The sequence below is a fragment of the Bacteroidota bacterium genome, from assembly GCA_030706565.1.
Classification (GTDB): domain Bacteria; phylum Bacteroidota; class Bacteroidia; order Bacteroidales; family JAUZOH01; genus JAUZOH01.
The window spans coordinates 1-14,608 of the sequence record JAUZOH010000058.1 but is presented as its reverse complement, the minus strand read 5'-3'; the positions used below and the strand labels follow the sequence as shown (position 1 = coordinate 14,608).

The 14,608-nt window shown below is 37.2% G+C and carries 16 protein-coding genes; 12 read left to right on the top strand and 4 right to left on the bottom strand.

Features of this window, described 5'->3' with window-relative positions; all coding sequences use genetic code 11:
- The 8 genes from Q8907_05035 to Q8907_05000 all read left to right on the top strand — a co-directional run.
- Positions 1-645: TSUP family transporter (locus Q8907_05035; GenBank protein ID MDP4273627.1), on the top strand; the 645-nt coding region annotated here is incomplete at its 5' end.
- A gap of 118 nt (positions 646-763) precedes the next feature.
- Positions 764-1,519, top strand: coding sequence for a Mut7-C RNAse domain-containing protein (locus Q8907_05030; protein MDP4273626.1), 756 nt, complete (start codon positions 764-766; stop codon positions 1,517-1,519).
- Between the two features lie 290 nt (positions 1,520-1,809).
- A complete protein-coding gene (locus Q8907_05025) occupies positions 1,810-2,157 on the top strand; it encodes a helix-turn-helix transcriptional regulator (protein MDP4273625.1) in 348 nt (115 codons plus the stop codon).
- Positions 2,144-2,893, top strand: a complete 750-nt coding sequence (locus Q8907_05020; protein ID MDP4273624.1) for an ImmA/IrrE family metallo-endopeptidase — start codon at positions 2,144-2,146, stop codon at positions 2,891-2,893. Before Q8907_05025 ends, Q8907_05020 begins: the two co-directional genes overlap by 14 nt.
- A complete protein-coding gene (locus tag Q8907_05015; protein ID MDP4273623.1) occupies positions 2,880-3,416 on the top strand; it encodes a hypothetical protein in 537 nt (178 codons plus the stop codon). Before Q8907_05020 ends, Q8907_05015 begins: the two co-directional genes overlap by 14 nt.
- Positions 3,417-3,651: 235 nt before the next feature.
- Positions 3,652-4,794 (top strand): DUF362 domain-containing protein, encoded by a 1,143-nt coding sequence (locus Q8907_05010; protein MDP4273622.1) that lies wholly within the window; start codon positions 3,652-3,654, stop codon positions 4,792-4,794.
- 10 nt (positions 4,795-4,804) lie between these two features.
- Positions 4,805-5,230: an ester cyclase gene (locus Q8907_05005; protein ID MDP4273621.1), complete on the top strand. Its 426-nt coding sequence runs from the start codon at positions 4,805-4,807 to the stop codon at positions 5,228-5,230.
- A gap of 126 nt (positions 5,231-5,356) precedes the next feature.
- Entirely contained in the window at positions 5,357-5,824 is a 468-nt protein-coding gene (locus Q8907_05000; GenBank protein MDP4273620.1) for a BACON domain-containing protein, read from the top strand.
- Here the strand turns inward: Q8907_05000 and Q8907_04995 are convergent.
- Positions 5,805-5,966, bottom strand: a complete 162-nt coding sequence (locus Q8907_04995; protein ID MDP4273619.1) for a hypothetical protein — start codon at positions 5,964-5,966, stop codon at positions 5,805-5,807. The two genes, Q8907_05000 and Q8907_04995, sit on opposite strands and share 20 nt — an antisense overlap.
- A gap of 255 nt (positions 5,967-6,221) precedes the next feature.
- Here Q8907_04995 and Q8907_04990 point away from each other — a divergent pair, with 255 nt between their 5' ends.
- Positions 6,222-7,403: a hypothetical protein gene (locus Q8907_04990; protein ID MDP4273618.1), complete on the top strand. Its 1,182-nt coding sequence runs from the start codon at positions 6,222-6,224 to the stop codon at positions 7,401-7,403.
- A gap of 192 nt (positions 7,404-7,595) precedes the next feature.
- Here Q8907_04990 and Q8907_04985 read toward each other — a convergent pair whose 3' ends face one another.
- Complete coding sequence (locus Q8907_04985; GenBank protein MDP4273617.1) at positions 7,596-9,578, bottom strand: OmpA family protein; 1,983 nt, start codon at positions 9,576-9,578, stop codon at positions 7,596-7,598.
- Between the two features lie 185 nt (positions 9,579-9,763).
- On the opposite strand from Q8907_04985, the gene Q8907_04980 reads away from it, so the two are divergent.
- Genes Q8907_04980 through Q8907_04970 form a run of 3 tightly spaced genes read left to right on the top strand, consistent with a single transcriptional unit; the run spans position 9,764 to position 12,714 of the window.
- Positions 9,764-10,258, top strand: coding sequence for an LEA type 2 family protein (locus Q8907_04980; GenBank protein MDP4273616.1), 495 nt, complete (start codon positions 9,764-9,766; stop codon positions 10,256-10,258).
- Between the two features lie 53 nt (positions 10,259-10,311).
- Positions 10,312-10,782: an SPOR domain-containing protein gene (locus Q8907_04975; protein ID MDP4273615.1), complete on the top strand. Its 471-nt coding sequence runs from the start codon at positions 10,312-10,314 to the stop codon at positions 10,780-10,782.
- A gap of 30 nt (positions 10,783-10,812) precedes the next feature.
- The gene (locus tag Q8907_04970; GenBank protein ID MDP4273614.1) at positions 10,813-12,714 is read left to right on the top strand and encodes an amidophosphoribosyltransferase; all 1,902 of its coding nucleotides are present in this window, start codon (positions 10,813-10,815) and stop codon (positions 12,712-12,714) included.
- Positions 12,715-12,807: 93 nt separating this feature from the next.
- Here the strand turns inward: Q8907_04970 and Q8907_04965 are convergent, their stop codons facing one another.
- Both Q8907_04965 and Q8907_04960 read right to left on the bottom strand, forming a co-directional pair.
- Positions 12,808-13,431 carry a YhcH/YjgK/YiaL family protein gene (locus Q8907_04965; protein ID MDP4273613.1) on the bottom strand — a complete coding sequence of 208 codons (624 nt, stop codon included), beginning with the start codon at positions 13,429-13,431 and terminating at the stop codon, positions 12,808-12,810.
- Positions 13,432-13,522: 91 nt separating this feature from the next.
- A complete protein-coding gene (locus Q8907_04960; protein MDP4273612.1) occupies positions 13,523-14,503 on the bottom strand; it encodes an acyl transferase in 981 nt (326 codons plus the stop codon).
- Positions 14,504-14,608 lie beyond the last annotated feature (105 nt).

Here is a 14,608-nt window from a genome sequence, read left to right as displayed (position 1 = left end):
TTGACTACCTTATTCGGAACAAATAAAATAGCCGCTTTGTCCGGGACATCGGTAGCAGCTTTCCAGTATGCGCAAAAGATAAAATATAATTTCAAGTTGCTTTTTATTATTTCTTTCTTCTCGTTCATTTCTTCAAACCTGGGAGCCAGGTCGTTAAGCCACATTTATGTAAATACCCTGAAACCTGTTATTCTTGTTATCCTGATATTGATTGCCCTTTATACTTTCCTGAAAAAAGAGTTGGGTTCGGTTCAAACCAAATCTTTGTCATTTAGCAAACAGGCCATATATGGATCACTCATGGGCATTGTCGTTGGTTTTTATGATGGTTTCTTTGGGCCGGGAACTGGAAGTTTTTTTGTTTTGGGATTCGTGATCTTATTGGGGTTTGAGTTCGTGACCGCTTCTGCTTATGCAAAAATGATAAACTGTGTGACCAATGTTTCTGCCTTAATCGTTTTTATCAGGCAGGGACATTTTCTATTGGATCTGGCCATTATGATGGCGGTTTGTAACATTATTGGGAGTATTGTCGGTAGCAGGCTGGCCCTAAGGAAAGGGAACGGTTTCATCAGGATAGTCTTTCTGGTCATCGTAACCCTGATGATTTTAAGGTATGGTTATGATGTCTTAATAAAGTCCTGAAAAGATCCAGGAGATTTGTATTGATAATCATCTAGTTATCAAGAAATTTGATGATGAGGTTATTATAAAATAGAAAAACCTTAACTTTACAATTAAATCAAATTCTCATTGTTGAATTATGCCTGCAAATAAGGCTACTTTCAGGTTCTATGAAGAACTTAACGATTTTTTCCCTGCCCCCTATCGCAAAACTGCCTTTACCTATTGGTTTGACGGTAGTCCAACGGTTAAGCATGCCATTGAATTGATCGGTGTGCCTCATGTTGAGGTGGATCTGATTTTGGTAAACGGCAAATCTGTTGATTTCTCCTACAAACTGAAAAATAACGATTACGTTTCCGTTTATCCTGTGTTTGAGAAGTTGGATATTTCAGGTGCAACCCATCTGAGGGAACGTCCTTTACGAAATTCCCGGTTTATTTTGGATGTTCATTTAGGGAAACTGGTAAAATACCTGCGCACGCTTGGATTCGACTCAGTCTACAGGAAAGATTATGATGATCATGAAATAATCCGCATAGCGCTTGCCGAACATCGAATTATTCTAACCCGTGATATCGGCTTATTGAAAGTGAAGACAGTGACCCATGGTTACTGGGTCCGCAGCCAGGAACCCAAAGAGCAGGTAAAGGATGTATTATCATACTTTGATTTATATAGATTTATTGATCCCTTTAGCCGTTGTGTAAAATGCAACGGAACCCTGGAAGCTGTGGAAAAGGATAGCATCATGGACCAGCTGGAACCCCTGACCATAAAATATTATAATGATTTTTACCGCTGCCGCGATTGCGGGGGTATTTTTTGGGAAGGCTCACATTTTAGAAAGATGAATGAGTTTGTGAGAGAAGTGAAAAAGAATTTTCCCTGTTAAGTTTTATTCATTAAAGGAATTTTAAAGAATATTTCCCTTTTTAAAGTTTTAATAACATATCTGGAAAAATTATAAAATATTTATAAAATGTGACAGATTTTTAATTATGGGTAGGGTAAAATATATATCATAAAATAGAACATAAAATTAATTAATCGATAGAAAAAGAACTATTTAAAATTATGCAGAATTAAAATAATTAAAATTAATATTATTGGCACATATTATTTTATAAATTAAAAATTGATTAAATTTGTTACATATTGGATTTGTAATTAATAAACTAAAAAATGGAAACAGCGAGGATTATTGGCAATAACATTAAAAATTTTCGAATCAGATTTGGTTTTTCACAGGATCATATTGCTAATTATCTGGGAGTAGATAGGACTACAATAAGCAAATATGAAAGTGGTGAAAGAGAAATATCTTTGATCAATTTAAATAAACTGGCTGATCTTTTTGGAATTGAAATAGATTATTTGCTTGAAGCCAATGCTGTCGACAAAACAGCAAATTTGGTATTTGCTTTTCGTAAACAAGGAATTGAAGAGCAAGACATAAAAAGTATTGCAGAATTCCAGAAAGTAGTCAAAAATTATTTGAAAATTCTTAAGATTAGCGATGAAAAAGAATAGCTTGTTATGGATTGAGATTGGGGAAAAAGCTTCAACCTTCAGAAGTGAAAATGGCTATGGTCCGACTGATCCAATCCTGTTAAACAGTCTTTTACTAAAAAAAAATATAATTACCCTATTTAAACCCTTAACTGAAAAATTTAGTGGAATGGCCATAAAAGCAAGTGAAGACTTGCATTTTATATTAATAAACCAAAATCATACATTAGGGAAGCAGCATTTCACAATTGGTCATGAGATTTATCATTTATTTGTTCAGGAAAATTTTATTTCTCAGAGATGTAATACAGGTTTATTTGATCAACAAAAAGATAACGAAGAAAAAAAAGCCGATTTTTTTGCAGCTTGTCTATTAATGCCCGAAAACGGAATAATTCAATTAATTCCTAATGCCGAACGGCAGAAGAAAAATTTGATCAGTGATGAAACATTATTCAGGATACAGCAATATTATGGTTTATCGGTAAATGCAGTGATATACAGGTTATGTGAGTTGAAGTACATCGATTCATCTTATTTTGACAAATATAATAGCGGGAAGATACTTTTAGCTAAAAAACTTGGATTTGATGATAAATTATATAAACCCGGGAATTTTAATAAAGTTATTGGCGACTATGGATCACTTGTCAACAGGTTATATCAAAACAAAAAAATTTCCGAATCCTATTATCTTGAATTATTGAATGCAATAAATATTGATCCATTTTCACCTGCTGAGAATGACTGTGAATGAAAAAGTTTTGATACTTTTAGATTCAGATGTCATCATTCATCTGTTTAAAGCAGGGAAAATAAGTCTGCTGTTTGAATTGTATCCAGGTCGACTAAGGATGTTGGATGTTGTGCTTAATGAATTGTTAAAAAATAGGACGGTAAATAAAATTGTTGAAAATCTTTTCCTTTTAAAGCAGGTAACCGTAATATCTTATCCTACTGAATTGTTAAATGAATATGTTCGATTAAAAGACAAGATTAGAGGAGAAGGTGAAAGGGCATGTCTGATTTATTGCAAACATAATCAACATATTATTGCAAGTAGTAATACTAGCGATATTATTCCGTTTTGCGAAGAAAATTCAATAGCATATTTAACCACTTTAGATATTTTCAGCGTGGCTATCCATAGAAAACTGATAACTCAAAATGAAGCTAATGAATTTATTAAAGTGATACTCAGCAAAAATAGCTTTCTTTGTTGTTCTTCAATAGATGAGCACATTAAGAGACATTTTAAAAACGACAAACTCTTATATTAAAAGGAATTCTGATTTTTAATTTGTATAAAATCGGAGCATACATATTTCTTAAAATGATTTTTTATTTACTTCTCCGTTAACAAATCAAACACCTAATATAAACATTTGTATCTCTAATTTTAAATTATCTTCACTAGATTTGAAGTTAAAATCCTTTTCCAGTTAAGCTTTTCTTTTTACTGTATTGGGTATAATCGTTTAGGGCAAAGTATAAAGAGAATTTAATCGATGATTTATGAATAGTAAAGTAGCGATAGTTCGTTGTAATTCTTATGAATTGGATGAAGTCAGGAAAGCGGTTAAGAAAGGAATTGCGCTTATTGGCGGGGCCGGTAAATTCGTAAAGGAAGGCGAAAAGATAGTTTTAAAAGTCAACCTTCTTGCTGCCGAAGCTCCTGAAAAATGCGTCACTACGCATCCTTCAGTTTTCCAATCTGTTGCTGAAATATTTTCGGCTGAAGGTGCCATTCTCAGGTATGGCGATTCTCCCGGCTTCGGATCTCCTGGTGGTACGGCTAAAAAAGCCGGGATTACCGAAGTTGCAGGCGGGATGAATATACCCCTGGCCGATTTTAAAGAAGGCCGCGAAGTCTTTTTTGCAGAGGGCAAACAAAACAAGAAGTTTTATATTGCCAATGGGATTTTGGATGCTGACGGGGTAATCAGTCTTCCCAAGATGAAAACACACGGACTTGAAAGGTTTACCGGCGCAGTCAAGAATCAGTTCGGATGTATCGTCGGAATGAGAAAAGCGGAATTTCATGCTAAACTTCCGGATCCTTTTGATTTTACAAGAATGCTGATAGATTTGAATGCTTTTATCAAGCCCCGCCTTTTTATTATGGACGGTATCATTGCCATGGAAGGCAATGGCCCGCGAGGAGGCACTCCCAGGCCTATGAATGTGCTCTTGTTTTCAGCCGACCCGGTTGCCCTTGATGCCACTGCCTGCCGGATGATTAACCTCAAACCTGAAAATGTCCCTACAACCTTAATCGGCAGTGAAGCCGGCCTGGGAACTTTTTCCGGGGATGAAATAGAACTTGTCGGAGATGAGCTAAAAAGCTTTTTACAACCTGACTTTGTGGTTGACCGCAGTCCGGTAAAAGCAGCCCAAAAGAAAAAGATTTATCAGTTTGTTAACGAACAGCTTGTCCCCAAACCTGTTATTATTCCGGAGAAGTGCACCAAATGCGGGACCTGCATCGCCAGCTGCCCGGTTGAAGGAAAAGCAGTCAATTGGCCGGATGGAGACCATACTAAAGTTCCTGTTCATGATTATGACAAATGCATCAAATGTTATTGCTGTCAGGAAATGTGCCCGCAAAGTGCAATTGTTTTGAAGGATCCCTTTCTTAGGAAAATTTTTGTTCATTAATTCGAAATAAATGTCAAATAAAGAAATAATAAAACGCTTTTACGAGGAAGGTTGGGGAAAAGGAAATATAGATTTGGTTGATGAGGTCTTTGCGGAAAAACATGTTTTACACTGGAATGATCTCCAACCGGAAGATCAGGTCCGGACTGCCCTGGAAGTAAAGCAAATCATGGTTGATTACCGGAAAGCTTTTCCCGATCTGAAAGTTGAAATAAACAACTTAGTTGCGGAAGGTGATTTCGTGGTTGTGGAGGTGACTTTTACCGGTACTCACCAGCAGGCTTATGAAGGTTTTCCACCTACAAAAAAATTAAGCCGTTTTACGGATATGCAAATTCTTAAAATGAAAAATGGGAAAATTATAGAGTCTAATTTGCCTTCTGGCGGCCTGGATTATTTTTACCGCATTATAAATGGTTCAATATTCAATGATTAAAAATGTTCTAATAAATAAACGGGTAAAAATTTGACATTATTATCTGAAAATTTTTAGCAAACCCCAAAACCATTAACCTTAATAAAATGAAAAACCTTTAAAAACCTGATTTATAGCATCCGGCTCTTGGGTTTTTGTCTGCTTTGCGGTTGTGAAAAAGAAAAGGTTGATTCATTATCGGTAAGTCCCGTCAGGATTGATTTCCCGCAAGCAGGTGGAGATACCACGATAACCATTAAGACTGATGCAGATTCCTGGAATATTAGTAATCCCGCATCCGGTTGGTTATCTCTGACGAGCACAACCGGCAAGAAAAGTGAGGAGCAGGTGACTCTGATGGCCAGTTCTACCCTGGCAAAGCGTGTGGATACATTAACCATTTCGGCCGGTAACGCGAAACCTGTGCAATTGATTGTTTCTCAGTCTACATATCTTTATTCGCTCACTTCAAATGTTTCAAGTTTAAGCTTTAAGCAGGCCGGGAATGTGGGTACCCTGATTATAACCAGTGATGCGCCTCAGTGGAGTATAAGTTCTGACGGTGACAGGCGAAAGCCTGACCCTGTATTTGGCTTCAAGGGCCTATTTCTTTAAATGTGTGACCCGGCAGGCAAAAGCCAATGGAATAATTCCATTTTTCTGGGATAACGGCGGAACCGGCAATAACGGCTGTGCCATTTTCAACCGGAGTAATAATACTGTCTTTGACCAGCAAGCCTTTGATGCATTGATTCAAGGGGCTAACTAGATTTCAATTAGCATTAAGGGGACTTGATGTTTGATAGGATTTTGATTTTCTTGTCCTTAATAGTTCCATAACAAAGATGATATTTATTGATAGAAATGTAACTAATAGTCATAAAATATTAGTTATATTTCTTTTTTTTTGAGAGGAATGATTATGGGTTATTGTATTAGCTAACTGATTAGTGAAAGGAAATAATTAATAAATGTTTTATATATAATGAGTTAGATTTTAAATCGTTAAAGAATGAAAAAGTTTTTTTTGATTTTTTGCCTTTTGTTTACCGCATTGATTTTTTCGGCATCAATAAATGGGCAAGGACAAAAGGGTACAAAGAAATTGTATTACCGGCACCTGAAGTTAAACCACATGAGCCCCTATTTCGATTATATTGGGCATTATCCCCTTACCGCTCAGGAGGCCAAAAAAGTAAACCATTATTGTTTTACTTATTATAAGAACAAGTTGGTTTCCATTGAAGAAAAGGGTACGGATTATTGCTGGGCGATACATCCCCTTTTATTCATGGGTGCTGAAAAAGTTTGTTATACTTACACTCCGGGAAAAAGAACAGCCAGGTATTTTAATGCGAAGGGTGAACCTTCCCCGAATTATAAAGGTGTTTATGTTGAGGAAACCACATTCAATAAAAGGGGACAGAAGGTATCTTTGAAATATTATGATTATAAAGGGAAGCCCATGCAGGGCGTTTGGAACGTAGCAGAATACAACTGGGATTACCGGGATTCCCTGGTTATTGAACATCGTAAAAACGTGAAGGGTGATTGGGTTGATGTCTCTCCTTATTTCCCTTTTAGGGTGTCAGGTTTTAAAGTTGATCCCGTTAAGCACACAATAGCCCATTACAATCTGGATGAGAATTATAAAATTATAAATAGCCCGCAGGGAATTGCCTGTTATAAGGACCAGGAAAATGCCCAGGGTGATCAGTTGAACTGGAAATATTATGATTCCAAGGGAACCTTAATCTCTCCCTACGGATACAGTGAAGGTGAAAATATATTTGATCATCAGGGTTATATCGTAAAAATGAATTTTTATGTGGGTAACAATGTGGTGGGTACCCGTTCATTTCAATATAATAAGGAGGGAGCAGTCAAAACTTCCACTAATGTCTGGAATGGGGTGAAACAGATTTCCTCTTCAGAGGCGAATATTCATGGTTTTACCATTAAGAATCAGAAATCATCCTCAATTGATACTCTTCAACACACGATTAAAATTACTGTTCCTAAAGGCACTGATTTATCTTTTATTGTTCCGGTGATTTCTGTTCCTATGGGGGCTGTAATCCATCCTGCGCCTAATGTTCCGGTCGATTTCAGCAAAGGTTGTGTAAGATATACCGTCATTGCCGCAAATATTGTCCATAGTCAGGATTGGATGGTTACGGTTAATGCCTTATGATGTTTTTGCTAAATTTTTAATGGTGAAATATTTTATCTGAATCCTATCAGAGGAAGGCATTTTATGAAATGCTATACTCTATAAAAGGATTAATGCTTTCCTTTTTCAGAACAGCATACGTCATATCCTAAAATCAGAAGATTATATAAGAAACAGAGAGATGAATTATTTTACACCTCTCTGTTTTTATATTTATTTCTTTGATTTATAATTTGTCGACAATACCCTGAATTCAGTACGGCGGTTGATTTGGTAAGCAATTTCTTTCAGGTCTGAAGAAGGCAGTTTATCGACAAACTTGTCATCCAGTAAAGTTCCTTCGGGTAAGAAGATATATTGAGCGGCAGTTCTTTTATCTACTACCATGGGTTGAGACTCTCCGTATCCCTTTGCTGAAAGCCTGTCTGGGGCAATGCCTTTGGAAATAAGGTAATCAACCACCGACTGGGCCCTCTTTTGCGATAAAATCAGGTTGTCTTCATCGGTACCACGTGAATCGGTATGGCTCATCAATTCTATGGTGATGTTTGGATTGTCATTTAATGTTTCAACCAATTTATCAAGTGCCACCATGGATTCAGGCCTCAGGTCCCATTTGGCAAAATCGTAAAAGATATTGGGCAGTTCAATGGGTTTTGCAATGGAAGAAATCAGGATAGTGGTTTTAAAATCTTTGCTTTTATCCAGTCCCTTGGTTGTTTCACGTTCTTTTCCGTTCAGGAAGCCAGTCTTGGAAACGATGAATACATAATCTGTTGCAGGTTTGAGGTTGAATCTGAAAGTACCGGTTTTATCCGTTTTCGTATCCACGGTGATGCCATCGCTGCCAATTGATTTGACGGTAGCATTGGGGACAATGGAATCAGTTTTCTCATCTTTAACAACGCCTAAAATATTGAATCTTAGGGGGGGGAGGACGAAAGAGTAAATATCATCGTCACCATGAGCACCCCGGTTGCTTGAGAAATAACCCCTTTCTTCATCAGCCTGGAAAGTAATACCGAAGTCGTCTGCAGAAGAGTTGATGGGAGATCCCATATTTTCAACTTTCCAATTTCCATCCTGATCTTTTTTGGCTTTATAAATATCTAATCCGCCCATGCCCACACGGCCGTTGGAGGAAAAATACAGAGTTCCGTCAGGATGAACATACGGAAATTCTTCATCATCAGGGGTATTGATCTGATCCCCCAGGTTCACGGGTTTCCCCCATTTGTCGGAAACACTGGCACGGGTACACATCCAGATGTCTTTGCCGCCCGATCCTTTGGGCATATCTGAAACAAAATAAAGGGTAAGTTCATCCGGAGAAATAGCAGGATGGGCAATAACTATAGAATCATCTCCCAGTTCTATGGGCTTGCCTTTTGTCCAGTCGTCATTTTCGCGGGTAGATGAAAAGATCTGGCAACCCATTATCCTTTTCTTGCTTTCATTGCAAGTGGAATAATACATCGTTGAAAAATTCTTGGTCAGGGATGGGGTTCCTTCCTCAGCTTCTGTGTTGATATTCGGAGTCAGGGGAACGGGCATACTCCATTTCCCTTTTTTATCTTTCCGGGTGACAAAAATATCTGCAAAATTTTGTCCTGTTGCCCCATGGTTGTTGTTTCCCGTAGCTTCGTCTCGGGATGAAGTAAAATAGAGCTCATTATAATCGTCCCTGGCAAAAGCGGGCGAATAATCACTGACCTTGGAATTGATGGCTTTTACATTTTCAACCAGGTAACCGGTTGGATTATTGATCATTTTTTGTGCAAATTCACAGGAAAGTACTCCATCTCCTCCTCTTGGATCATCCGGTACCAGCGTCTTATATTTCATAAACTGTTCTTTTGCCTCGTCATATTTCTGATTCATCAGTTTTGCCTGGGCAAAATACAGGTAAACAAGGGGATTGGAATAATTCTTGTTGATGGCTTTTGCATACCATATTTCTGCTTTTGCAGGATTACTGGTCAGACGGTAACATTCGCCAATTCTGAAAAGTATTTCTGCTTTTTTAGTTTTATCACTGACATCATTATATGCATCTTTGTACTTATCGGCAGCATCAAAGAATTCTCCGGCATTAAAAATCTGATCGGCTTTTAATAATTTTCCTTTCTGAGCATTGCAGACACTAAAAGCTCCTAATAGAAATAAGGGAAGCAGAAATATTTTTAATTTTTCCATGATGTAGTTCTATATAAATCTTTTGTAAAAATAATTCATTTCTTAAAATAGAATATTAAAAACTCATCATAATTAAACATTGGATTACGTTTTTCATGATGATAAAAAAAATTTTAATTTTTTCAATTTGTCAATTACTTAAAATTCATGTACGTTTGATGTTTCATTTGGTAAAATCTTTGGTTATGAATTTTAGATTTTTAAAAATAACTTTCTGTGCTTTGGGGCTGATGGCCCTTTGTAATTCCTGTAGCCTGGTCGAAAAAATCAAAGTAGGGAAAATCGAATCCTTTAAGCTTGAAAAAGTTTCCAATCAGTCAGTTACAGTAAATTTATATATCCCTGTTACCAACCCCAATATTTTTTCCTATAAAGTTAATGATATTCATATAGATTTGGAGGTGAACGGGGAATATATTGGTTGTATAAATCATGTACAGGATATAGTAATCGGCGCCAAATCCAATCAGGTTCAGGAGTTGACCTTTGATCTTTCAATGCCCAGTTTATTACAGGGAGCTTTCAGGATAATGAAAACCTTGTCAGCGCCGACCATTAAGGTGAAGATGAACGGTTACGTCAAAGTAAAATCATTCCTGTTTGCAAGAAAAATAACGGTGAACAGCGAAAATACGATTAAAAATAATCTGGGATCAGATATGATAAAATCGTTATTATAATAATGATGAAAAAGTAGTATTTTTGCACCATATTTTAGAAATGAGGTTTGACTATGAATAAATTCATCCTGTTTTTTTTAACCTTCATCATCAGTTTTTTAAGTGCATACTCTCAACAAACGGAAAGTGGAAAATTATCTGTAAATATTATTAACAAACTACAAGAAGAAGAATCTGAATGTGGCAGAGTTAAAATTATTGAGGATAAACGAATCGAAGAGCTTCTGGATAAGCATATTCAAAATAATTCACAACAACAGGGAATACCGGGTTACAGAATTCGTATTTTTTCCCAATCAGGCAAAGATGCCCGTCAAAATGCCATGGAGGTTAGAGCGCAATTTTCCAATCTTTATCCTGATGTTCCTTCATATTTATTGTTTACAACTCCCAATTTCAAGGTATATGTGGGTGATTTTAGGACACGTAACGACGCATTGAAATTTTATAAACAAATTGTACAAAGTTTTCGTTATGCTTTTATTGTGAACGATAGGATTAATTACCCAAAACTTGATTATTAATTGAAGTGACAATAAAGTACCGTTAATTAAATGAGTGATCAGATAAAACATGAATGTGGAATAGCATTGATTCGATTGCTAAAGCCACTTGAATATTATCAATTGAAATACGGCAGCTGGCTGTATGGGCTGGAGAAGTTGTATTTGCTGATGGAGAAACAGCATAACCGCGGACAGGATGGTGCCGGAGTTGTCGGAGTAAAACTTGACCTGCCACCCGGCAATAAGTATATCTTTCGTCATCGTTCCATTGAAGCCTCTCCTATAGATGATGTTTTTCGTAAAATTTATGCTCATTTTAAGAAAAAAGAAATTAAAAGTCCTGATTTGCTCCGGGATGCCAAATGGGCTAAAGAAAATGTCCCTTTTGCTTCTGAAATATACCTTGGGCATTTGAGGTATGGCACTTATGGCCGAAATAACATTGAAAATGTCCACCCGGTGATGCGCCAAAATAACTGGAAGTCTCGTAATCTGGTCATGGCCGGGAATTTTAACTTAACCAACGTTAGCGATTTATTTAAGGTATTAATTGATTTGGGACAAAACCCCAAGGATTTTTCAGATACTGTAACCGTTCTTGAAAATGTCGGTCATTTTCTGGATGGAGAAAATCAACGTCTTTTCCGTATCTATAAAGATGCAGGCTATTCAAACGTCGAAATTTCTGAACTTATACAGGAAAATCTTGATATAAAAAATATTCTTCATGAATCCAGTAAGCGCTGGGATGGAGGTTATGTTATTTCTGGTATTGTCGGGCACGGAGATGCTTTTGTGATTCGTGATCCATGGGGCATCAGGCCGGCTTATTATTATCATAATGATGAGGTTGCTGTCGTTACTTCTGAAAGGCCGGTTATTCAGACTGTTTTTAACGTTCCTGCTGAGGATGTACATGAGATCACTCCGGGATATGCAGTAATTATCCGTAAAAATGGGGAGGTTACTCATGAGAAGGTTCTTGAATCTCAGGAACGCCGTTCCTGTTCTTTTGAAAGAATTTATTTTTCAAGAGGAAGTGACGTAGATATTTATCAGGAACGTAAAAAACTCGGGGAATTGCTTACCCCTGCTATTCTTAAGGCCGTTGATTATGATCTGGAACATACGGTTTTCTCCTTTATCCCCAATACGGCTGAAACCGCTTTCTATGGCATGCTGAAAGGGGTAGAAAATTTTATGATCAACGAGAAAAAACGCAAGATTGTCGAAATCGGCAGGAGAATATCTGAGGAAGATCTGACTAAAATTCTGGATGCACGGCCTAGAATTGAAAAAATAGCGATAAAAGATATTAAACTTCGTACTTTTATCAGTCAGGATAAGGGCCGTAAGGATTTGGTCGGTCATGTATACGATATTACCTATGGTACAATTAAAAAGGGAGTAGATAACCTGGTTATTATTGATGATTCCATTGTCAGGGGTACAACCTTAAAGCAAAGTATCATTAAAATCCTGGACCGGCTGGGCCCCAAAAAGATTGTGGTACTTTCTTCCTCTCCCCAAATACGTTATCCGGATTGTTACGGCATAGACATGTCCAAGTTTGATGATTTTATTGCTTTTAAGGCAGCTATAACTTTGCTAAGGGAAACCGGAAGGGAATCGGTGATCAATGATGTTTACAATAAATCAAAGGCTCAGCAGCATCTTCCCAAAGAACAGATTGTCAATTATGTGAAGGAAATTTATGCACCTTTCACTGATGATGAAGTTAGTGAAAAAATTACCAAATTATTGACTGATAAAGATGTGGAAGCTGAAGTGGAAGTGGTTTATCAGTCTATTGATAATTTGCACAAGGCCTGCCCGAATGATTTGGGTGACTGGTATTTTACCGGAAATTATCCTACACCCGGAGGAAACAGGGTAGTCAATAATGCTTTTATTGATTTTATTGAAGGTAAACACCGCAGGGCTTATTAAGCAAGCCCTTTGCAGATGAGATAAAAAAACCGTTTAACTTAAAAGTTAAGCGGTTTTTTAATTAGCAGTGAATATTTTTTGCAATCAATTTTGTTAGTCGGCTTTAATTTTGATAACAATCTTTTTAACCTTATCTGTGCTTCCCGCTATGGACTTAATACTGGCACGATGTCCGTCTGAAGGGAAAAACAACAGGAAAGTACCGGGCTGGGCAATATAATATTTACCCTGATTACTTGAAAAACTGGCAACATCCTTGCTGTCGTTATAAGGGCCGGGTTGAACTTTAGCCAAAGGTACTATACCCATTTTTTCTTTTCCTTGAATCATCATCTGAAAATCGATGTATTTACGGTGAGCTTCCCATTTCGTGTCGGCCAATTCGCGGGGGATGTATTCTGTAATGTTGGCAAAGGCGTTTTCGCCATCAATGGGATATTTACCGGGAGCAAGTTTTTCCAGGTCATTGTTTTTGAGGAAGGTAAAGATTTTATCCCACATTGCCTTGTTTTTGTGATAGGCTTCAGCAAAAGCAATCTGGTTGATGGTTTCATGAGGCTTGGCTTTAAATCCGTTGAGCCATTGATGGTTGTTAAACCATTTGGCTGACTTGGCTTTTGTCCAGGCTCCGCTTGTTTTGGTCTGGGCTTGCGAAACTGCATTAAAAGTTGTTCCTGCAATAAGTAATAAAATAATTGATTTTAGTATTCCTTTCATAATCTGGTTGTTAAAAAGTTATTTTTTAAAAAATCTGATTTTAAAGATAAAAAGAACTTATGCAAAAAAGGGTTAAACAATCATAAAAATCTTATATGACCAGTAGATTACAGCCTCTCAGATCGCTATTGTCCATTCTGCCAAGTACCTCAAAGCTGCCATCGGGATTTATTTTCCCAAGGTCTTTGGTTTCAATGAAGGCACAGGAATAACGGTTAGCCAGGTCAATGATATTGATGCCTCCTGATCTTCCCCTCTGAAGGCAGGCAAAAGGATCATAAGGGTCGCGTATGATAACCTTCATCCAGGGCGGGCAATAATATCTGCCTTCTCCTTTTGAGTAGGCCTGCGACAAAAGTTCGGTCATTCCATATTCTGAATGTATTCCTGAAACGCCCAGTTTTTCCTTTAAAACAGAATGTAATTCTTCACGGGTGATTTCTTTTCGCCTTCCTTTCATACCACCGGTTTCCATAACAATCGTCTGATGAAGTTCTAATTTGTATTTTTCGGCCAGGTCAAGAAGTGCAAAGGAAACGCCCATCAATAATGTTTTTTGTCCTTCTTGTTCAAGTTTTTCAAGCTTATCGACCAATTCATCCAGATTATTCAGGTAGAAACCACTATCCGGATGATTGCTTTTTTTAATTAAGCTGTCCATCATATAAATAAGCGATGATCCCTGGCGTTCGAGATAGGATGGGAGCAAAGCCAAAATGCAAAATTGATTTACCGGTCCGTAAAAAATTTCAAAACCTTTGAGAAAGCTTTCCTCATAAATGGAAAGCTCCGAAACGTAATGTTGGCTTGTGGCCATGCCCGTAGTTCCGCTGCTGGTAAAAATAATTTCAGGTTTCAGTTCCCCACTGACAACAGTTTGAGTTTTAAAAAATTCTATGGGCAGAAAAGGAATATCCTCCATCTTTTTTATTCCGGAAACCTGTTTATGCAGGTTCTCCAGGTATTGTCTATAGACAGGATTCTCTTTTGCCTGAAAATGAAATGTTTCAAGGACAGAACTTTCAAATTCGGCTGTTGTTTTTATGGAAAAAATGGAATCACTCAAAGGCATATCATTGAACATCTAAACTCTTAAAATAAATCTATGACGGAAAGATAGCGTTCACCGGTATCATAGGCAAATGTAAGTATCTTGGAACCTGCCGGTAATTCTAAT